The organism is Nocardioides marinquilinus, assembly GCF_039543705.1.
GTDB classification, from domain to species: domain Bacteria; phylum Actinomycetota; class Actinomycetes; order Propionibacteriales; family Nocardioidaceae; genus Nocardioides; species Nocardioides marinquilinus.
Window position 1 is genome coordinate 574807 of the sequence record NZ_BAABKG010000002.1, and the last position, 20057, is coordinate 594863.

Consider the following 20057-nt stretch of genomic DNA (forward strand, 5'->3'; position numbering starts at 1 on the left):
GCGAGGGTCCGGCTCGACCCGACCAGAAGCCAGAAGGTGGCCATCTCCATGCGCTCGAGCGCTCCCCGCTCCGATCCCTCCCGTCCCCTCGCTCCCTCCCCCTCCCGCCCGCGCCGCGCCCTGCGTCGCGCGCTCCGCCGGCAGCTCGGCCTCGTCGCCGGGGCGGCCCTGGCCGTCGGCGGCCTCGCCGTCGTCACCGGTCCGCCCGCCGCGGCCGCCGCACCGGCGCCCGACCTGCTCATCACCGAGATCAACGTCAACTCCGCCAACGCCCCCGCCTCCGACGGCGCCTCGCTCGACGCGTGGGAGTTCGTCGAGGTGCACAACACCACCGGCGCCGCGATCGACCTCGCCGCCGCGGACGTCGACGTCGTCTACCTCAGCGGCACCACGCCGAAGACGCTGACCTACCCCGACGGCACGGTCGTCCCCGCCGGCGGCACCGTCGTGCTCTGGGCCAAGAACAGCCGCTACCGCGACGGCACCGCCGCCGCCCTGACCGAGGCGCAGTTCCGCGCGCACTACGAGGCGCTCGGCGTCACCGGCGACTACACGCTGGTCACCCTCACCGGTCAGGACGGCCTCGCCAACGGCGGGACGTCGATGTGGCTGACCCGCGCCGGCGTCGAGCTGTCGCGCGCCACGTGGGTCGCCGACGACGTCGCCACCGACCAGACCGTCACCTACCGGCCGGCCGGGGTCGCGGGCAGCACCGAGCTCGCCGTCCTCGGCCGCGCGCAGGCGCCGACGCCCGGCGCGGTGACGCCCGAGCAGTCCGTGCCGCCGACCACCGAGGAGCCGGAGGAGCCGGAGGGCCCGAGCGTCCCCGAGCAGGGCCCGGCCCCCGCGAACGACCCCGACCTCGACGCCCCCGTGCTGCAGGTCACCGAGGTCGCGCCCGACACCGCCAACGTCGGCGGCGCCGACGCCTACGAGTTCATCGAGGTCTACAACGCCTCCGACGAGCCGGTGGACTTCGACGACTTCGCCGTCAGCTACCTCTACACCGACGCGAACGAGACGACCCTGAGCAGCACGCTGTGGCCGGCCGTGCCGGCCGACCCGGTGATCGAGCCGGGCCGCACCCTCGTGCTCTGGATCAAGAACGGCCAGAACGGCGCCCTCAGCGCGGCCGACTTCAACGCCCACTTCGGCGCCCGGCTGACCGCCGGCGTCGACCTGGTCGAGATCGCCTCCGGTGGCATGTCGAACGGCGGCCTGCGCGGCATCCAGGTCGCCACCAACACCGGCCACGACGTCAGCCGCGCCTACTACCTCGACGACGCCGACACCGTCGCCGACCAGCCGCTGCAGTACCGCTGGGAGTCGGGCACCAAGCAGACCAAGCTCGGCCCGGACGTCGCCACGCCGGGCTACGCCGACCCCGCGCAGGTACCGGCCGGTCTCGTCGCCACCCCCGACGACACGACCGGCCCGCAGGTCACCGACCTCACCGGCTCGACCGACGCGCCCGACACCGACGGCCTCGCCGTCGACCTCGAGGTCACCGACGACCACCTCGTGCGCACCGTCGAGCTGACGATCGAGACCGACGTCGACGCGCCGGCCGGCCGCTACCTGCGCTTCGACGCCCCCGACCGCTACACCTACGCCGTCCCCGAGGTCGACCTCTACGGCAAGCGCTGGGTCGAGTACACGGTGCGCGCCTCCGACGGCCGCAACGAGACGACGCTCGGCCCGGTGCGCGTCGACCTGGTCGACGGCGAGCCGTCACCGGTGCGTCTCAACCTCGAGGAGGGCGCGTTCGTCGGCGGTGAGACCCGGCTGGCCGCCACCACGGACGGCGACCCCGCGGCGCTCGAGCTGGCCGTCGACGGCGAGCCGGTCGAGCCCGTCGTCCCCGCGCTGGAGGCCGGCCCGGTCTTCGCCTTCGAGGCCACCAACACCGACGCCTTCTTCCGCAACGGCGTCCGCATGGGCGACGACGTCCTCACCGTCTTCGACGAGGGCTTCTACGAGCGCATCGAGACCGTGACCGCCACCGTGCCGGTCGAGCGGGTCGTGCGCGGCGAGCCGGTGACGGTCGGCATCTACGCCGGCACGAAGGCGTGGCCGCAGCCCGACCCGAACGAGAACAACGACGACTTCTCGGCCATGAACCTGCGGCTCGCGCTGCCCGACGGCCGCGTGCTGCGTCCGACGAGCTGCGCCGGCGCCGGTGAGGGCCAGGCCGAGACGGTGCGCCCGTGCCCGGCCGACCCGAGCGTGCGCATCGGCCTCACCGACGCCACGCAGGTCTACTTCACCGCCACCTTCGACGTGCCCGACGACGCCTTCGACTCCCTCGCCCACGCCTGGGACACCACCGCGGTCGCCGACGGCGAGCACGTCGTCACCGCCACCGCAGGCGACCTGTCGGCGACCCGCACGGTGGTGGTCGACAACACCGCGCCCGAGGTCGCGCCGACCGTCGAGGACGGACGTCGCTACCGCGGCGAGGTGACCCTCGACGCCGCCGTCACCGACGCGGGCTCCGGGGTCGCCGCGGACGCCGTCGCCGCCACCCTCGACGGCGAGTCGGTCGAGCTGCCGCACGTCGTCCGCTCGGTCGAGCTGGCGCCGGGCGAGCACACGCTGGTCGTCACCGCGCGCGACCGGGTGGGCAACGCGACCTCGCGCACCGTCGTCTTCACCACGGCCGACGAGCAGCCCACCACCACCCTCGACTCACCGGCCGACGGCGGCACCGCCACCACCGGCGCCGTCCGGCTCACCGCCACCGCCGAGACGCCCGAGGGCGACGCGGTCACGATGGCGTTTCGCCGCGGCCACACCTTCGACCCGGCCGACGCCGAGGTCACGACCTACGAGGGCACCACCGGCGACGCAGCCGACACCGCCCGCGAGGGGCGGACGGCGCTCGCCGGCGACGACCTCGCCGCGGTCGCCGACGCCGACGGCGTCGTCCACGAGGTGTCGTCCGACACCGCGCTGCCCTACCAGCTGTTCACGGTCGCGGTGCCCGACTCGGCCACGGGCGCCGGCGCCACCGCGCGGGTGCGCTGGAGCGGCTCGGCCAACGCCGGCGCGAAGGTGCTGCTGCACGTGCAGGACGCCGCCTCGGGCGAGTGGGAGGAGGTCGCGCGCCGCGTGACCACCGACGACGGCGCCTTCACCCTCGAGGCGACGGTGCCGACCGCCGGCCACGTCGCCGACGGCGAGCTGACGGTGCTGGTGCAGCACTCGGAGGGCTTCGCGGGCGAGGTGCGCTCAACCCGGGACGACGACCCCGCGCCCTACCACCCCGACGCGACGCCGCGCGGTGACTACGACTTCACCATCGGCTGGCAGTCGGACACGCAGTACTACAACGAGACGCAGGACTACTACAAGCACCAGGTCGCCATCAACGAGTTCCTGCTCGACCAGCGCGACGAGCTGAACCTGCAGTACGTCGTCCACACCGGCGACATCGTCAACGTGGCCCGCGAGCGCTACCAGTGGGAGAACGCCGACGCGGCCTACCGCCCGCTCGACGAGGCCGGGCTGCCCTACGGCGTCCTGGCGGGCAATCACGACGTGAGCGGCGCCGAGGAGGACTACACCGAGTACGGCGAGTGGTTCGGCGAGGAGCGGTTCGCCGGCAACCCCTGGTACGGCGGCTCGCACCTCGACAACCGCGGCCACTACGACCTCGTCAGCGCCAACGGCGTCGACCTCCTGATGCTCTACATGGGCTGGGGTCCGGACGACGAGCAGATCGACTGGATGAACGAGGTCATCGCGCAGTACCCGGAGCGCAAGGTGTGGGTGAACCTGCACGAGTTCATGCTCACCACGGGCGGTCTCGGCCCGATCCCGCAGCGGATCATGGACGAGGTCGTGGCCCCGAACCCGAACGTGTTCGCGGTCTCGTCGGGGCACTACCACGACGCGTTCACGCGCACCGACGAGTTCGACGACGACGGCGACGGGGTGGCCGACCGCACCGTCTACTCGATGCTGTTCGACTACCAGGGCCTGCCCGAGGGCGGCCTGGGCTACCTGCGGCTGCTGCACTTCGACAACGAGGGCGGGCGCATCGTGGTGCGCACCTACTCGCCCTCGCTCGACGACTTCGACTCCGACGACCCGTCGCTGGCGCCGGAGCACCAGGAGCTCGAGATCCCCTACGCCGCCGCCGGCCTCACCTCGGCCGCCAAGACGCTGGCGACCGACTCGTTCCGCGCCGACGTGCTCACCTCGGAGGAGATCGCGGTCGAGCGCGACGTGCCGTCGGGCGAGAGCCGCACCGTCACCTGGGACGTCGGTGCCGGCGAGCACGGCTGGTACGTCGAGACCACCGGGCCCTTCGGCGGCGTCGACGTCTCGCCGGTGCGCACGGTGCAGGTCGCGGGCGCGCCCGCCCCGACGCCGGGCTCGCCGCGCGTCACGGGCGCGCTGCGGGTCGGCTCGACCGCCGTCGCGCAGCCGGGCCGCTGGCCGGCCGGCACGACGCTGACCTACCAGTGGCGGGCGAACGGGACGCCGGTCGCGGGCGCTGAGGGACGTCGGCTGCGGCTGACCCCGGCGCTGGCCGGCAAGCGGCTGCGGGTGTGGGTCACGGGCCGCACGTCGGGCTCGGCCGCCAGCACCGCGGCGTCCGCGCCGCGCACCGTGCAGCCCGGCCGGCTCGTGGTCCGCCGTCCGACGATCACGGGGCAGGCGCGGGTCGGCGCGACGGTGCGGGTCGTCACCGGACGCTGGGGCCCGGCCCCGGTGCGCCTGACGGTGCGCTGGTTCCTCGACGGCCGCCGGGTGCGGCTCGCCGACGGCGACACGCTGCGGCTGCGTCCGGTGCACCGCGGCGGCAGGCTGACCGTCCGCGTCACCGGCACCCGCCCCGGCTACGCCCCGCGGACGACGTCCCGCAGCGCCGGCCGGGTCCGCTGAGGTCGACCCGTCAGACATGTCTGACGGGTCACCCCGGATCCCACGCTGACCCGTCAGACATGTCTGACGGGTCAGCGTCAGGCCTGGTCGCCGACGAGGACGGCGGCGGCCTCGGGCTCGGTGCCGGCGGGGGAGTGGGGGGTGTGGCCGGTGACGGCGCGGCGGCCGGCGGTCAGGACGACGACGCCGACGGCCACCGCGACCGCGCCGAAGACGAACGGGGCGTGGAAGTCGACGTTCTCGGCCAGCTTGAGGGCCACGAACGGGCCGACCGCGCCGCCGCAGAACCGCACGAAGGAGTAGGCGGCCGAGGCCACCGGACGCTCCACCGGTGCCGCGCCCATCACGGCCTCGGTGATCAGCGTGTTGTTGACGCCGATGAACGCGCCCGAGGCGACGATGCCGGCGGTGACGACCCACGCGTGGTCGGTGAAGACCGCCATGACGGCGAGGTCGGCGGCGAACAGCGCGAGCATCGCGATGACGGCGGGCACGGTGCCCAGCCACCGCTGCACCAGCGGCGCGACGACGACCGAGGTGAAGGCCAGCAGCAGGCCCCAACCGAAGAAGATCCAGCCGATCTCGAGGATGCCGGCGTCCGGCAGTGCGAACGGTCCGGCGGCGAGCACGGTGAAGAAGCCGATGTTGTAGAAGACCGCGGTCACCGCGATCACCAGCAGCGCGCGGTGCTTCAGCGCGCGGAACGGGTCGGCGAGCGAGGTGCGGCGTCCGGTCGGCGGGGTGGCGGGCAGCAGGAACGTGGTGGCGACCAGGGCCACGACCATCAGCGCCGAGACCCCGAAGAACGGCAGCCGCCACGACTGCTCGCCCAGCAGGCCGCCGAGCAGCGGTCCGGAGGCGATGCCGAGACCGAGCGCGGCCTCGAACAGGATGATCGCCTGCGCGGTGGTGCCGACCGACGCCGAGACGATGGTGGCGAGCGCGGTGGCGATGAACAGCGCGTTGCCCAGGCCCCAGCCGGCGCGGAACCCGACGATCTGGCCGACGGTGTCGGAGGCGCCGGCCAGGCCGGCGAAGACGATGATGAGCGAGAGCCCGGCCAGCAGCGTGCGCTTGGGCCCGATGCGGCTCGAGACGACGCCGGTGACCAGCATCGCCACGCCCATGACAGCCATGTAGCTGGTAAACATCAGCGAGACCTGGCTCGGCGTGGCGTCGAGCTGGGCGGCGATGTCCTTCAGGATCGGGTCGACCAGCCCGATGCCCATGAAGGCGATGACGCACGCGAAGGCCACGGCCCACACGGCACGGGGTTGGGAGAGGAACGAGGAGCGGGTGCTCACGGGCGGGGTCCTTCCTGGGTGTCGGGGTTCTCGGGGTGCTCGGGGTGCTCGAGGACGTCGCGCAGCACGGCGACGGCGGTGGCCAGCTCGGCCGGGGTGTGGCGACCGGACGCGCGGGCGGCGACCGACTCGCCGTAGGCCCGTCGCACCCGGGTCAGCTCGGCGCGACCGGCGTCGGTGAGGACGACGACGCTGCTGCGGGCGTCGGTGGGGTGGCGCCGCTTCTCGACCCAGCCGCTGGCGACCAGGCCGCCGATCGCCGCCGACATGGTCGGCTGCGAGCTGCGGTCGGCGTCCGCCAGCGCGCTGATGCCCATCGGGCCGTGCTCGTCGAGGATCGAGACGATGCGCACCCCCGCCGGCAGGTCGAGCTCGCGGCGCACGGCGCGCACCAGGCGCGAGGCGTACATGACCAGCTCGCTGCCGAGCCGCGTCTCGTCGTCCACGCCCCAACTGTATAGGAAACCTATGCATCTCGCCGGGGAGGGTGCTCGACCTCACAGTCGCGATCGGCCAGGATGCCGCCGTGGCGACCTATGTGGCCTTCCTGCGCGCGATCAACCTCGGCCCTCATCGCAAGTTCCCGAAGGACGCGATCGCGGAGGCCACCCGTGCCGCCGGCTTCGACGGCGTGGCCACCCACATCAACACCGGCAACGTGCGCCTCGAGACCCGGATGCGCTCGCGCGCCCGCATCGAGGCGGCGCTGGAGGAGGCCTACCTCGCCGACCGCGGCTTCGCGGTGCCGACCATCGTCCTCACGCCGGCCGAGCTGCGCGCGGTCGTGGACGACGCCGCCGGGCTCGCCCCCGACCACACCGGCCGCCACTACGTCTCGCTGCTCAAGGACGAGCCGACGGCGGCCGCGGCGACGGCGATCGAGGCCCGCAGCGAGCCGGGCGTGCTCGTCGTGGTGCGCGGACGCGCCGTCCACCTGGTCGTCGACACCGACTACCGCGGGGCGGCCGTCGACAACACGGTCGTCGAGAAGGTGCTCGGCGTCTCGACGAACCGCAACGTCACGGTGCTGCGGGCGCTGGTGTCGAAGTGGTGCTCGTGACCCGCGGCAGCCGGCGCACCGCGGGGGAGAGCAGCACCAGGAAGCACGTCACCACGTAGACGACGCCGCTGACCACCAGCACCTCGCCAGAGCCGAAGGCCAGGGCGAGCGGCCCGACGAGCAGCTGGCCGATCGGCATCGCCACGAACGAGCCGAGCATGTCGTAGGAGTAGACCCGCGAGAGCATCTCGTCGGGCACGTTCTCCTGCATGGCGAGGTTCCAGCCCATGCCGAAGACCTCGGTGCCCGCGCCCGCCACGAACGCGACGACCACGAGCAGCAGCAGGGTCGGGTGGGCGCCCAGCACCAGGATCGGGACGCCGAGCAGCGAGATGCCGAGCATCCCCCACAGCAGCGGCCGCTGCAGCGGGATGCGCAGCATCACCAGCGTCATCGCCAGCAGACCGACCGCCTCGGCCGAGAGCACCAGCCCCCAGCCCTCCTCGCCGATCGTGTCCTTGGCGTGCAGCGGGCCGAGGGTGAACCACGGCCCGGCGTGGATGGCGTTCAGCACGCCGAAGCCGAGGACGACGACCCACAGCCACTGCGTCGACCGGACGAACTGCCAGCCCTCCTTCAGCTCGACCCACGTGCTGGCCGCGCCGGCGTCCCGGGTGCGGGCCGGCAGCTCGACGAAGCCGAGCAGGACGGCGCTCACCAGCCACGTGCACGCGTCGACCGCGAGCGCCCAGCCGGCGCCGACGCCGACCACCAGCAGGGCGCTGATGGTGGGGCCGACGATGACCAGGCTCGACTTCACCAGCGACATGAGCGCGTTGGCGCGCTGCAGCTCCTCGCGCGGCACGAGCGACGGCATGATGCCGGCCATCGCCGGCATGCCCGCCGCCGAGACGACGCCGTGCGCGGCGCTGAGCGCGATCAGCATCCACAGCTCGGCGGCGCCGGTGAGCACGAGGAACGCGATCGCGCCCTGGCTGGCCGCCGAGGTCACGTTCGAGACCTGCAGCACGAGCGTGCGCGGCAGCCGGTCGGCGATGACGCCGCCCCACAGCAGCAGCACGACCATCGGGATCGTGTGCGCGGCGAGCACGAAGCCGAGCGCGGCCGGGTCGTCGTCGGTGACCTCGAGGACGGCGAACGCCAGCGCCACCGAGGCCATCGAGTTGCCCGCCACGTTCACCGTGCGCGAGGCGAAGTAGTAGCGGAAGTTGCGCTCGCGCAGCGGGGCGAGCGACTCGCGCCAGGTCATGCGTCCTCCATCTCGAACGCGGCGGCGGTCAGGCTGACGTGCACCGTGCCCTCGGTGCGGGGCGGCCGGTTGGCGTCGTGGAGCAGCATCGAGGCCTCCTCGAGCAGGGCGAGGGCGCGGCTCCAGGTCTCGGGGTCGACCCAGCCCTCCAGGTCGCTGGACTGCTGGGGACGGCGCGGCCGACGCGAGCCGATGCGACGCTCGAGCTCGACCCCGACGGCACGGGCCCAGGCGACCCGGTCGCCGTGACCGGTCCGCCCGGGCCGGGGGTGGCGACCGCGCCGCTCGTGCGGGTAGCGGTAGCGCTTGGCCACCCCGCCGCGGATCGTCTCCTCGCCGTCGAGCACGAGCTCGTCGGCGTCCAGCAGCACCCGCAGGTGGTAGGAGGCGTTGGCGTGGGTCAGGTCGAGCTCGCGCGCCACCTCGGCCGCGCTCATCGCCGTCCCGGTCAGCAGCGAGAGGATCCGCAGCCGCACCGGGTGCGCCACCGCCCGCAGCGCGCTCACCCGCTCGTCGTCCGTGCCCATCGGCGTCCACCCTCCAAGAAGTCTTGGGGAGTATCGCCCGACGACGCTGCGACTGTCAAAGAGTTCTTGGAGGGTCGGCGCCCGCCGTCGCCCTCCGGTGGTCGAGCAGGCCGAGCGTCTGCGCGAGGCCGACGCAAACCTTCGCGTGGAGGGCCGGTGGTTTCGACGACCCTCGTTCCTCGCTGCTCAACCACCGGAGTCTCCGGTGGTCGAGCAGGCCGAGCGTCTGCGCGAGGCCGTCGTCGAGACCCCGCGAGGACCACACAAACGGTCCCGTGGCGGGCCCTTCGACAAGCTCAGGGTCCGTGTGCGAGCGCTGTCATCGGACCACCGGTGGTCGAGCAGGCCGAGCGTCCGCGCAAGGCCGTCGTCGAGACCCCGCGAGGACCACACGAACGTTGCCGTGGCGGGGCCCTTCGACAAGCTCAGGGTCCGTGTGCGAGCGCTGTCATCGGACCACCGGTGGTCGAGCAGGCCGAGCGTCTGGGCGAGGCCGTCGTCGAGACCTCGCGAGGACCACACGAACGGTCCCGTGGCGGGCCCTTCGACAAGCTCAGGGTCCGTATGTGCGAGCGTCCGGTCACGATGCCGGCGTCGGGCGCCTCGACCACCGCCGCGGCTCACTCCCCGCGGAAGACCGGGCGGCGCTTCTCGGAGAACGCGCGCATGCCCTCGGCGACGTCGGCGGTGCGCATGAGGATGGTCTGGCCGGTGCGCTCGCGCTCGAGGGCGGCGTCCAGGTGGGGGAGGGTGGCGGCGTTGACCGCGCGCTTGGTGGCGGCCTGGGCGAGCGGCGGCCCGGCCGCGAGGCGGCGGACGACCGTGGCGACGACGTCGTCGTACTCCGCGGCGCCGGCGAGGTGGCTCACCAGCCCGGCCGCGTGCGCCTCGGGGGCGGGCAGCGGCTCGGCCAGCAGCGCCATCCGCATCGCCCGCGCCCGGCCGACGGCGGCCGCGACGGTGGCCGTCGCGCCGCCGTCCGGCATGAACCCGATGCGCGCGAACGGCAGCAGGAAGGCGGCGGACTCGTGCGCGACCACCAGGTCACAGGCCAGCGCCGCCGAGCACGCCACCCCCGCCGCGATGCCCTCGACGGCGGCCACCACCGGGCGGTCGCAGCCGACGATGGCGCGCACGATGCGGTTGGCGACGTCCATCGAGCGCACGTCGAACCGCTCGTGCGCCTCGTCCCCGCCGATGTCGGCGCCGGTCGAGAACGACCCGCCCGCACCCGTGAGGACGACGACCCGCACGTCGTCGCGCGACGGCGCCCGCTCGACCTCCTCGGCCAGGGCCAGCGCCATCTCGGCGCTCATCGCGTTGAGCACGTCGGGACGGTCGAGGGTCAGGCGCAGGACGCCGTCGGCCAGGTGCAAGTCGAGGTCGGCCACGCCGGGGAGTGTGCCACCATGGCGCCGTGCCGACAGCGAGCCCGGTCGAGGTCGACCCGGGGGTCGAGCAGCTGCCTGTCGAGGACGACATCACGGTGCTCGCGACCCCGTGGGTCACCATCGTGTGGAACGACCCCGTCAACCTGATGTCCTACGTCACCTACGTCTTCCAGAAGTACTTCGGCTACGGCAAGAAGAAGGCCGAGAAGCTGATGATGGAGGTGCACGAGGACGGCCGGTCGGTGGTCTCCACCGGCTCGCGCGAGGAGATGGAGCGCGACGTCCAGGCGATGCACGAGTACGGCCTGTGGGCCACCCTGTCGAAGGCGGAGTAGGCAGATGAGCGGTTTCACCCGACACCGCCGCAGCCGCCGCGTGATCGCCACGTTCAGCGGCTTCGAGGCCGACCTGCTGCGCTCGCTGGCCGGCCAGCTCGTCGAGCTGCTGCGCAACGAGTCGGCCCAGCCCGACGACGGCCGCGACCCGTTCGAGGCGCTCATGGACTTCTCGGGCCCCACCGCCGCGCCCGACGACCCGGTGCTGGCGCGGCTGTTCCCCAGCGCCTACCGCGACGACGACGAGGCGTCGGGCGAGTTCCGCCGCTTCACCGAGGGCACGCTGCGCGACGGCAAGGCCCGCGCCGCCGCGACGGTCATCGACACCCTCGAGGACGCCGGCCTGCCCCCGATCCTGGAGGAGGAGGGCCTGGTCATCGACGTCGAGCTCGACCAGGACGCCGCCGAGACCTGGCTGCGCAGCTTCACCGACGTCCGCCTCGCCCTGGCCACCCGGCTCGGCGTCGAGGACGGCGACGAGGAGAAGTGGTACGCCCTGCCCGACGACGACCCCCGCGGCCAGGCCCACCACATCTACGAGTGGGTCGGCTACCTGCAGGAGACGCTGGTCCGCGCGCTGAGCCGCTGAGCGGGCGGCCCGAGGGATCTCCCTCCTTGTGACCCCCCGGGGCCCGTGCGAGCGTGAGGCGTCCTGCCGTCCCCGTCCCGGAGGTCTCCTCGTGACCACCTCAGCCCCCACCCGCCCCCGCCGGACGACGCTCGCCGTCGCGGCCCTCGTCCTCGGCCTCGCCGCCGGGGCCGGCGGCACCTCGATCGCGCTGTCGGGCGCCGACCGCGTCGCCCCGGCCGCGGGCGGCGACCGCGTGCCGCCCCCGCCCGCGCAGCCGACGCGGGCGAACCAGATCCAGAACGTCGACCGGGTCAAGACCGCCATCGAGGCCTACTACGGCGACCGCGAGACCAAGCGCCGCGACCCCGTCGACGGCACCGAGCGGCTGCACACCTTCGACCCGCGCGGCGCCTACGCGCGCCAGACCCGGCGGCTGGCCGGCCGCATCGACGACGTCGTGCGCCGCAAGGCCCGGCCCGGCGCGGGCGAGCGGCGTCCGGCCATCGTGCTCGACGTCGACGACACCTCGCTGGTCACCTACAACTACGAGATCTGGGCCGACTACGTCTACGACCCCGAGACCAACGGCGCCTTCGTCGAGGCCGGCGTCTTCCCCGCCGTGCCCGGCATGACCGCCCTCGTGGACGCCGCCCGCGAGCGTGGCGTGAAGGTGTTCTGGCTGACCGGCCGCCCCGGCAGCCAGGAGCGCGCCACCATCGACAACCTGCGAGAGCAGGGCTTCACCGGCGTGTGGCGCTCCTCGGTCTTCACCGAGGACTACCGGCGCAGCCCGTGGCTGAAGGGCTGCGCGCCCGAGTGCGAGACCGTGCAGTACAAGTCGCGCACCCGCCGCCACATCGAGAGGCTCGGCTACCGCGTCGTCGCCACCGTCGGCGACCAGTACAGCGACCTCGAGGGCGGCACCGTCGGCCGCGCGTTCAAGGTGCCGAACCCGATGTACTACCTGCCCTGACCCGGCCCGGCCGCGCAGCGCCGGTGGTCTCGAGGCTCGTCGCCAGGGCTCCTCGCACCTCGACCGTCGTCGGGGCGGACCCCAACCGGGCGAGGCGGTCGACCACGCACAGGATTCCGACACCGTTCCCGAACGGTGGGCCGGGAGGGTGCGGCCATGACCCTCACGCGCCCCGCCGCTGTCCTCGCCACCCTCGCCACCTGCCTGGCCCTGACGGCGTGCGGGTCGGACGACGGCGGGAGCGGCGGCAACGGCGGGGGCGACGGTGGCGACGGTGGCGAGGAGGTGTCGGGCGTCCAGCTGCAGCAGGGCGAGTCCTGCGAGGCGGAGGTCAGCCTGACCGGTGCGGTCGAGCAGGAGTGGAGCGGCGAGGCGAGCGTCAGCACGTCGGAGTCGGACGTCGCGCCGCCCGCGACCTACCAGGCCGCCGACGGCGACACGGTGCTCACCACGAGCGCGCCCGGCCACGGCTTCGAGGCGATCACGCTCATCACCTCCGGCGACCGCAGCTTCGGCGTCCCCACCGACGACCCCGGCATCGAGGCCGCCGACGACGGCAGCGGCGCCACGGTCTCGGCCACCGCCACGGACGTCGCCGGCGGCGACACGGTGCAGGTCGAGGCCACGTTCACCTGCTGACCTCGGCGCCGTCCCGGCGACGGCCGTTGCCTAGGCTGGAGCCGTGCTCACCATCGCGCAGGACGCCTACGACGCGATCGTGGCGCACGCCAGGCGCGACCACCCCGACGAGGCGTGTGGCATCGTCGCCGGCCCCGAGGGCAGCGACCGGCCCGAGCGCGTCGTCGAGATGGTCAACGCCGCCGGCAGCCCCACGTTCTACGAGTTCGACTCCACCGAGCTGCTCGCGCTCTACAAGCAGCTGTGGGCGAACGACGAGGAGCCGGTGGTCGTCTACCACTCCCACACCGCCACCGAGGCCTACCCGAGCGTCACCGACGTCGGCCTGGCGAGCGAGCCGGGCGCCCACTACGTGCTGGTCAGCACCCGCGAGCACGGGAATAACGAGGGTCCGGTGGAGTTCAGGTCGTATCGCATCGTCGACGGCGAGGTGACCGAGGAAGAGGTCACCGTCGTCCCGGCCCTGCCCCCGCGCACCACCGAGTAGAACCCACCAGAGGAGTCACCCAGCATGGCCATCGAGGTCCGCATCCCGACCATCCTGCGCACCTACACCGACGGCGAGAAGGCGGTCGACGGCGACGGCGGCACGCTGCGCGCGCTCATCGACGACCTCGAGGGCAACCACCCCGGCATCAAGGACCGCCTGGTCGAGGACAAGGACGGCGGCCTCGCGCTGCGCCGGTTCGTCAACGTCTACGTCAACGACGAGGACGTCCGCTTCATCGGCGGTCTCGACGCCGAGCTCTCCGACGGCGACCAGGTCGTCGTGCTGCCCGCCGTCGCGGGCGGCGCCCCCTCGCACCGCCCGGCCTGACAGACTCGGCGGCGTGACCCGCCGCACCTACGTCATCGTCGACGGCGAGAACATCGACGCCACCCTCGGGGGCTCGGTGCTCGGCCGCCGTCCGCAGCCGGAGGAGCGGCCCCGCTGGGAGCGGGTCACCTCGTTCGTCGAGGAGCGCTGGGGTCAGCCGGTCACCGGCCTGTTCTTCCTCAACGCCAGCAACGGCAACCTGCCGATCGGGTTCGTGCAGGCCCTGCTGGCCATGGACTACCGGCCGATCCCGCTGTCGGGCCGCCCCGACGAGAAGGTCGTCGACCTCGGCATCCTGCGCACGCTCGAGGCGCTGCGCGCCCGGCCGGACGCCGACGTCGTCCTCGGCAGCCACGACGCCGACTTCGCCGAGCACCTCGCCGCGCTGCTCGAGACCGAGGCGCGCGAGCACGAGGACGTCGAGGGCCTCGAAGGCCTCGGTGGCTCCGACCCCGTCGGCCAGCGGCGCCGCATCGGCGTCCTCGGCTTCCGCGAGTTCACCAGCACCACGCTGGCGATCGAGGGGGTCGAGCACTTCGACCTCGAGTACGACGTGCGCGCCTTCAACGCCGAGCTGCCCCGCGTGCGGATCATCCCGCTCGCCGAGTTCGACCCGGAGTTCTTCCTGCGATGACCCCGCGTCCCACCGACCGCCTCAGCCGGCGCGGCGCGCTGCGCGCCGTCCCCGACGCCCTGGTGCGCGGCCGCGACCGCGTCACCGGCGTCTTCCAGCACCGCTTCCCGACCGTCGCCGTCACCGGCATGACCGGCGTCGGCAAGACCGAGCTGGTCGACCACCTCTGCGGACGCGCCGACCCCGAGGGCACGCCCGAGGCGGGCTCGGCGGTCATGGAGCGCCGGGTGCGCCGCGACCGGCGGCTGCGCGGCTTCCGGTTCCGCGTGGTGCCGGGCGAGAACGCCGCCACCCGGCTCGGTGCGCTCGACGAGGTCTTTCACGACGACCCGGTCGACGGCGTCCTGCACGTGGTGGCCAACGGCTACGCCACCGGACGACGCCTCGCCGGCACCACCGGACCCGCCGTGGTCGACCGCACCGAGCAGCTGGCCCGCGAGCTCGAGGACTGGACCGTCACCGCCCACCGCATCGCCGCCATGGCCGTGCGCCGCCCGCACCCGACCTGGCTGATCGTCGTGGTCACCAAGGCCGACCTCTACACCGACGAGCCGGGCGGCGTCGACGCCGTCGTCCGCTCCTACTCGCCGGGCAGCGGGACGCCGTTCGGCGACCGCCTCGACGAGCTGCGGGCGCTGGCCGGCGCGGCCAAGCTGTCGATCGACGTCCTGCCGGCGTGCAGCCACCTCGACGGGGACGCCGTCTCGCCCGAGACCCGCGACGCCTACCTCGCCGCCCTCGAGGCCCGCATGGGCCAGCTCTCCGGCCACGTCTGAGTCGCGTCCGACGCCGGTCCGGAGGTCTCGAGGCCCGGCCGTGGCCGGCCGCGCACCTCGACCATCGTCATCCGGCCCCGACGCTGGTCGAGGTGCGAGGAGCCCTGGCGACGAGCCTCGAGACCGCCGGCCCTCCGTTTCCGAGGTCCGCGGACGGACCCTGAGCTCGTCGAAGGGACTCAGGTCAGCGTGTACGGCAGGAGGTCTCCAGGCCCGGCCGTGGCCGGCCTCGCACCTCGACCATCGTCATCCGGCCCCCGACGATGGTCGAGGTGCGAGGAGCTCTGGCGACGAGCCTCGAGACCTCGTTCGCCGGAGGGTCGGCCGAGGATGCCGCGCTCGTCGGCGACCGCGGCTCGCCCGCCGTTCGCCGCCGATGCGGTCGCGCGCGGCGTCTCGGCCATCGGGCAGCCGGCGGGATCGCGGGTCCACCGATCGGTGGATGTCATGCTCGTGGGGTGCGCTACGACAACCTGCTGTCCTCGGTCGGCAACACCCCGCTCGTCGGGCTGCCCCGGCTCTCGCCGAGCCCCGACGTTCGGCTGTGGGCCAAGCTCGAGGACCGCAACCCCACCGGGTCGATCAAGGACCGACCCGCGCTGATGATGGTCGAGGAGGCCGAGAAGGAGGGCCGGCTGCGGCCGGGCTGCACGATCCTCGAGCCGACGTCGGGCAACACCGGCATCTCGCTGGCGATGGCGGCCAAGCTCAAGGGCTACCGGATGGTCTGCGTGATGCCCGAGAACACCTCGTCCGAGCGGCGGCAGCTGCTGCACATGTGGGGCGCCGAGATCATCACCTCCCCGGCGGCCGGCGGGTCGAACGAGGCGGTGCGGGTGGCCAAGGAGGTCGCCGAGGAGCACCCCGACTGGGTGATGCTCTACCAGTACGGCAACCCGGCCAACGCGCTCGCGCACGAGCGCGGCACCGCCCCGGAGATCCTGGCCGACCTGCCGTCGGTGACCCACGTGGTCGCCGGGCTCGGCACCACCGGCACGCTCATGGGCATGTCGCGGTTCTTCCGCCGCGAGCGGCCCGAGGTGAAGGTCGTCGCGGCCGAGCCGCGCTACGGCGAGCTGGTCTACGGGCTGCGCAACCTCGACGAGGGCTTCGTGCCCGAGCTGTACGACGCCGACCTCATCGACGCCCGGTTCTCGGTGGGTCCGCGCGACGCCGTCCGCCGGGTGCGCGAGCTGCAGGAGGCCGAGGGCATCTTCGCCGGCATCTCCACCGGCGCGATCCTGCACGCCGCGCTCGGCCAGGCCGCCAAGGCGGTCAAGGCCGGTGAGCGCGCCGACATCGCGTTCATCGTGTGCGACGGCGGCTGGAAGTACCTCTCGACCGGCGCTTATGAGGGCACGATCGACGAGGCCGAGGACCGCCTCGAGGGTCAGCTCTGGGCCTAAGGGGCGCCGGCCCGTGCCCGGACGTCGGCCACGGCCCCTGAGCCCGTCGAGGGCAGCGCCTACGCTGCGGGCATGCGGGTGTGGGCGGCTGCCGTGGTGACCCTCGTGGCGCTGGCGCTGCCGCCGCCCTCCGCCCGCGCTGCCGGCGCTGCCGGCGCCGCCCCGGCGCGAGGCGCGGTGACCAGCACGTCGGCGCCGGTGGTGAGCGGCGCGGCGGTCGTCGGCGAGGTGCTGCGCGCCGGGCGCGGCCGGTGGACGCCGTCCGACGTCACCGTCACCTACGCCTGGCTGCGCGACGGCGAGCCCGTGCGCGGCGCCCGCGACCGCGGCTACCTGCTGCAGCCGGGCGACGTCGGCCGCCGGATGACGGTGCGCGTGCGCGCCACCGACGCCGACGGCCACCACGGCTGGGCCACCTCGGCGCCGACGGCGCCGGTGGCGAAGGCGCAGCTGCGCAACCTCGCCGCCCCGACCGTCAGCGGCGTGGCCCGCTACCCGCGGGTCCTGACCGCGCAGACCGGCCGCTGGTCGACCCGCCCGGCGCGGTTCACCTACCAGTGGCTGCGCGACGGCAGGCCGGTGCCGGGCGCGACGCTGCGCTACCACGAGGTGCTGCCGCGCGACGTCGGCAGCCGCGTCGCCGTCGTCGTCACCGCCTACTCGCCCGGCCACGAGCCCGCCACGGCACGGTCGGCCCCGGTCACGGCCAAGCACCGCGTCGACGTCCGCCGCACCGTCACCTACTCGGTGACCACGCGGGGCAAGGTCACCGCGAACCTGCGGGCCTTCCGCGCCCAGGCGCAGGCCACCTACGACGACGCGCGCGGCTGGCGCGGCAAGGGCGTGCGGTTCCGGCCGGTGCGCCGCGGCGGCGACTTCACGCTCGTGCTCGCCGAGGCCCGCACCATGACCAGCTTCTCTAGCCAGTGCAGCGTGATGTGGAGCTGCCGGGTCGGCCGGTTCGTGGTCATCAACCAGACCCGGTGGCGCAGCGCGTCGCCGGCCTGGAACCGGGCGAGGGAGTCGCGGCGCGACTACCGGCACATGGTCGTCAACCACGAGACCGGGCACTGGCTCGGCTACGGCCACGCGTCGTGCCCGGGCCGCGGCGACCTGGCGCCGGTGATGATGCAGCAGTCGAAGGGCACCCAGGGCTGCCGCCTCAACCCCTGGCCGACCACGAGGGAGCTGCGCCGATGAGCGTGCGCGAGATCGTCGTCTTCAGCGGCAGCGCGCACCGGGCGCTGGCCGCCGACATCTGCCAGCACCTCGGCGTCCCGCTGTCGACGGTGGAGATGACGCGGTTCAGCAACGACTGCCTGCAGGCCCAGCTGCAGGCCAACTGCCGCGGCCGCGCCGTCTACCTCGTGCAGCCGCTGGTGCCGCCGACGCAGGAGCACCTGATGGAGCTGCTGCTGATGGTCGACGCCGCGCGCGGCGCCTCGGCCGAGTCGATCACCGCCGTCATCCCGTACTACGCCTACGCGCGCTCGGACAAGAAGGACGCCTCGCGCCTGTCGATCGGCGGCCGGCTGGTGGCCGACCTGCTCGTCACCGCCGGCGTCGACCGGGTGATCACGATGACGCTGCACGCCCCGCAGGTGCACGCCTTCTTCTCGGTGCCGGTCGACCACCTGACCGCGCTGGGGGTGCTGGCCGACCACTTCCGCGGCCAGGACCTCACCGACGCCGTCGTGGTCTCGCCCGACTTCGGCAACGCCAAGACCGCCACCCAGTTCGCCCGGCTGCTGGGGCTGCCCGTGGCGGCGGGCAGCAAGAAGCGGCTGGCCGACGACCGCGTCGTCATCGACGCGATCGTCGGCGACGTGCACGGCCGCCGGGCGATCGTGCTGGACGACGAGATCGCCACCGGCGGCTCGATCGTCGAGCTGCTCGACCGGCTGCGCGAGCAGGGCTGCGAGCAGGCGGCCGTCGCCTGCACGCACGGCCTGTTCGTCGGCAAGGCGATCGAGCGGCTGCGCGACCACCCGATGATCACCGAGGTGGTCATGACCGACACCGTGCCGCCGCCGGTGAACCGTCCCGACGACTGGCCGCAGCTGACCGTGCGCTCGGTCGGCGGCCTGCTGGCCGAGGCGGTCGCCCGCATCCACGCCGGCGAGTCGGTCAGCAGCCTGTTCGACGGCGTCGACCCCACCCTCGGCCCACCCCAGCCCCGCCTGTTCGACTGAGAGCTGCACGGGACGCCGTCCGCGGACGTCGGTCTCGGAGGGCCGGTGGTTTCGACGACGCTCGTTCCTCGCTGCTCAACCACCGGGGTCGGGCCGTGAACGATGGTCGAGGTGCGAGGCCGGCCACGGCCGAGCCTCGAGACCTCAGGAGGTCGACGCCGACCCGGCCACACGGACCCTGAGCTTGTCGAAGGGCAACCCCGCGCTGACGTTTCCGTGGTGGGCCGGTGGTTTCGACGACGCTCGTTCCTCGCTGCTCAGCCACCGGGTCGGGCCGTGAACGATGGTCGAGGTGCGAGGCCGGCCACGGCCGAGCCTCGAGACCTCAGGAGGTCGACGCCGACCCGGCCACACGGACCCTGAGCTTGTCGAAGGGCAACCCCGCGCTGACGTTTCCGTGGTGGGCCGGTGGTTTCGGTGACGCTCGTTCCTCGCTGCTCAGCCACCGGGTCGGGCCGTGAACGATGGTCGAGGTGCGAGGCCGGCCACGGCCGAGCCTCGAGACCCCGCAAGGGCACCTCAGCCGGCGTCGTCGCGTGCCTCGATCGCGTCGAGGTCGCGCAGCGCGAACCGCAGGTGCTCCCACGACTCCTCGAGCACGGTGTGCACGCACGAGCGGGTGGTCTCGGGGTGGTCGGGGTTGTGGGGGTTGCGGGTCTCGACGTCGAGGTCGGCCTCGGTGGCGTCGGCCAGCAGGTCGCGCACCAGCGCGACCCGGTCGGCCCGTGCCTCGAGCACCTCGGCCCAGGTCGGGTCGGTGTTGCTGAAGACGGTCAGGTCGATCTGCCCGCCCGGCTCGACGTACGGCAGCCCCACCGGGTGGAACGGCTCCTCACGACCCAGCACCGGCCCGCCGAGCCACATGTCGGTGGCCATGACGAGGTGGCGCAGCGTCTGCGCGAACGACCACTCGCCGTCGATCGACACGTCGACCGTGCCGGCCGGCATCGCCTCGGCCCGCGCGATCGCGGCCTCCCACGCGGCCTCGACCTTCGCCCAGGCCGCCCGCAGCGCCTCGGGCGAGGTGGCCTGCCGCTCGCTCCGGCCGGGGAAGCGGCGGTCGAGCTCGGCCTCGACGAAGGCGACGACGTCGACCCCGTTGACCACGAACGTGCCCTCGCCGAGCCAGGGCGCGTCGACGTCCATGCCGCCGACCTCGCTGCCGCGGATCTTGACCTCGCCGAGGTCGGACTCGGCGATCCGCGCGCCCCGCAACGAGACGCCGGTGAAGGTCGCGCCGCGCAGGTCGTCGGCGCCGGTGAACCTGGTCATGGTGCGACCGTAGTGTCATCCGCCGACAGTGCACAGGACGATCGCGACGGTAGCGAA

The 20057-nt window shown here is 73.6% G+C and carries 19 protein-coding genes; 13 read left to right on the plus strand and 6 right to left on the minus strand.

Features of this window, described 5'->3' with window-relative positions; genetic code table 11:
- Positions 1-36: 36 nt before the first annotated feature.
- On the plus strand, positions 37-4893 hold the full coding sequence (locus tag ABEA04_RS08790; RefSeq protein ID WP_345457099.1) for a lamin tail domain-containing metallophosphoesterase family protein: 4857 nt from the start codon (positions 37-39) through the stop codon (positions 4891-4893).
- A gap of 77 nt (positions 4894-4970) precedes the next feature.
- Here the strand turns inward: ABEA04_RS08790 and ABEA04_RS08795 are convergent, their stop codons facing one another.
- Both ABEA04_RS08795 and ABEA04_RS08800 read right to left on the minus strand, forming a co-directional pair.
- The gene (locus ABEA04_RS08795; RefSeq protein ID WP_345457101.1) at positions 4971-6197 is read right to left on the minus strand and encodes an MFS transporter; all 1227 of its coding nucleotides are present in this window, start codon (positions 6195-6197) and stop codon (positions 4971-4973) included.
- The gene (locus tag ABEA04_RS08800; protein ID WP_345457103.1) at positions 6194-6643 is read right to left on the minus strand and encodes a MarR family winged helix-turn-helix transcriptional regulator; all 450 of its coding nucleotides are present in this window, start codon (positions 6641-6643) and stop codon (positions 6194-6196) included. The genes ABEA04_RS08795 and ABEA04_RS08800 overlap by 4 nt, the downstream gene beginning before the upstream one ends.
- A gap of 80 nt (positions 6644-6723) precedes the next feature.
- Here ABEA04_RS08800 and ABEA04_RS08805 point away from each other — a divergent pair, with 80 nt between their 5' ends.
- Positions 6724-7257 carry a DUF1697 domain-containing protein gene (locus ABEA04_RS08805; protein WP_345457106.1) on the plus strand — a complete coding sequence of 178 codons (534 nt, stop codon included), beginning with the start codon at positions 6724-6726 and terminating at the stop codon, positions 7255-7257.
- On the opposite strand, the gene ABEA04_RS08810 is transcribed toward ABEA04_RS08805, so the two are convergent.
- From ABEA04_RS08810 to ABEA04_RS08820, 3 genes are all read right to left on the minus strand, one after another.
- Positions 7217-8467 (minus strand): MFS transporter, encoded by a 1251-nt coding sequence (locus tag ABEA04_RS08810; RefSeq protein ID WP_345457108.1) that lies wholly within the window; start codon positions 8465-8467, stop codon positions 7217-7219. The two genes, ABEA04_RS08805 and ABEA04_RS08810, sit on opposite strands and share 41 nt — an antisense overlap.
- Complete coding sequence (locus tag ABEA04_RS08815) at positions 8464-8994, minus strand: ArsR/SmtB family transcription factor (protein ID WP_345457111.1); 531 nt, start codon at positions 8992-8994, stop codon at positions 8464-8466. The genes ABEA04_RS08810 and ABEA04_RS08815 overlap by 4 nt, the downstream gene beginning before the upstream one ends.
- Before the next feature lie 620 nt (positions 8995-9614).
- Complete coding sequence (locus ABEA04_RS08820) at positions 9615-10385, minus strand: enoyl-CoA hydratase-related protein (protein ID WP_345457115.1); 771 nt, start codon at positions 10383-10385, stop codon at positions 9615-9617.
- Positions 10386-10456: 71 nt separating this feature from the next.
- Between ABEA04_RS08820 and clpS the strand changes: the two genes are divergently transcribed.
- The 11 genes from clpS to ABEA04_RS08875 all read left to right on the plus strand — a co-directional run bounded on the left by clpS (position 10457) and on the right by ABEA04_RS08875 (position 18728).
- A complete protein-coding gene (clpS, locus tag ABEA04_RS08825) occupies positions 10457-10720 on the plus strand; it encodes an ATP-dependent Clp protease adapter ClpS (RefSeq protein ID WP_345458263.1) in 264 nt (87 codons plus the stop codon).
- 4 nt (positions 10721-10724) lie between these two features.
- A complete protein-coding gene (locus ABEA04_RS08830; RefSeq protein ID WP_345457118.1) occupies positions 10725-11309 on the plus strand; it encodes a DUF2017 domain-containing protein in 585 nt (194 codons plus the stop codon).
- A gap of 91 nt (positions 11310-11400) precedes the next feature.
- Positions 11401-12264: an HAD family acid phosphatase gene (locus ABEA04_RS08835; protein WP_345457121.1), complete on the plus strand. Its 864-nt coding sequence runs from the start codon at positions 11401-11403 to the stop codon at positions 12262-12264.
- Positions 12265-12420: 156 nt separating this feature from the next.
- Positions 12421-12903, plus strand: a complete 483-nt coding sequence (locus tag ABEA04_RS08840; RefSeq protein WP_345457124.1) for a hypothetical protein — start codon at positions 12421-12423, stop codon at positions 12901-12903.
- Positions 12904-12946: 43 nt separating this feature from the next.
- Complete coding sequence (locus tag ABEA04_RS08845; protein ID WP_345457127.1) at positions 12947-13390, plus strand: M67 family metallopeptidase; 444 nt, start codon at positions 12947-12949, stop codon at positions 13388-13390.
- 24 nt (positions 13391-13414) lie between these two features.
- Positions 13415-13720 carry a MoaD/ThiS family protein gene (locus ABEA04_RS08850; RefSeq protein ID WP_345457130.1) on the plus strand — a complete coding sequence of 102 codons (306 nt, stop codon included), beginning with the start codon at positions 13415-13417 and terminating at the stop codon, positions 13718-13720.
- Between the two features lie 13 nt (positions 13721-13733).
- Positions 13734-14354: an NYN domain-containing protein gene (locus tag ABEA04_RS08855; RefSeq protein ID WP_345457137.1), complete on the plus strand. Its 621-nt coding sequence runs from the start codon at positions 13734-13736 to the stop codon at positions 14352-14354.
- On the plus strand, positions 14351-15130 hold the full coding sequence (locus ABEA04_RS08860; RefSeq protein ID WP_345457140.1) for a GTPase domain-containing protein: 780 nt from the start codon (positions 14351-14353) through the stop codon (positions 15128-15130). The genes ABEA04_RS08855 and ABEA04_RS08860 overlap by 4 nt, the downstream gene beginning before the upstream one ends.
- A 458-nt stretch (positions 15131-15588) precedes the next feature.
- Positions 15589-16536, plus strand: a complete 948-nt coding sequence (locus ABEA04_RS08865; RefSeq protein ID WP_345457143.1) for a PLP-dependent cysteine synthase family protein — start codon at positions 15589-15591, stop codon at positions 16534-16536.
- Positions 16537-16608: 72 nt separating this feature from the next.
- Complete coding sequence (locus ABEA04_RS08870) at positions 16609-17736, plus strand: DUF3152 domain-containing protein (RefSeq protein WP_345457146.1); 1128 nt, start codon at positions 16609-16611, stop codon at positions 17734-17736.
- Between the two features lie 2 nt (positions 17737-17738).
- Complete coding sequence (locus ABEA04_RS08875) at positions 17739-18728, plus strand: ribose-phosphate diphosphokinase (protein WP_345458265.1); 990 nt, start codon at positions 17739-17741, stop codon at positions 18726-18728.
- Between the two features lie 519 nt (positions 18729-19247).
- Here ABEA04_RS08875 and ABEA04_RS08880 read toward each other — a convergent pair.
- Complete coding sequence (locus ABEA04_RS08880; RefSeq protein WP_345457148.1) at positions 19248-20000, minus strand: DinB family protein; 753 nt, start codon at positions 19998-20000, stop codon at positions 19248-19250.
- Positions 20001-20057 lie beyond the last annotated feature (57 nt).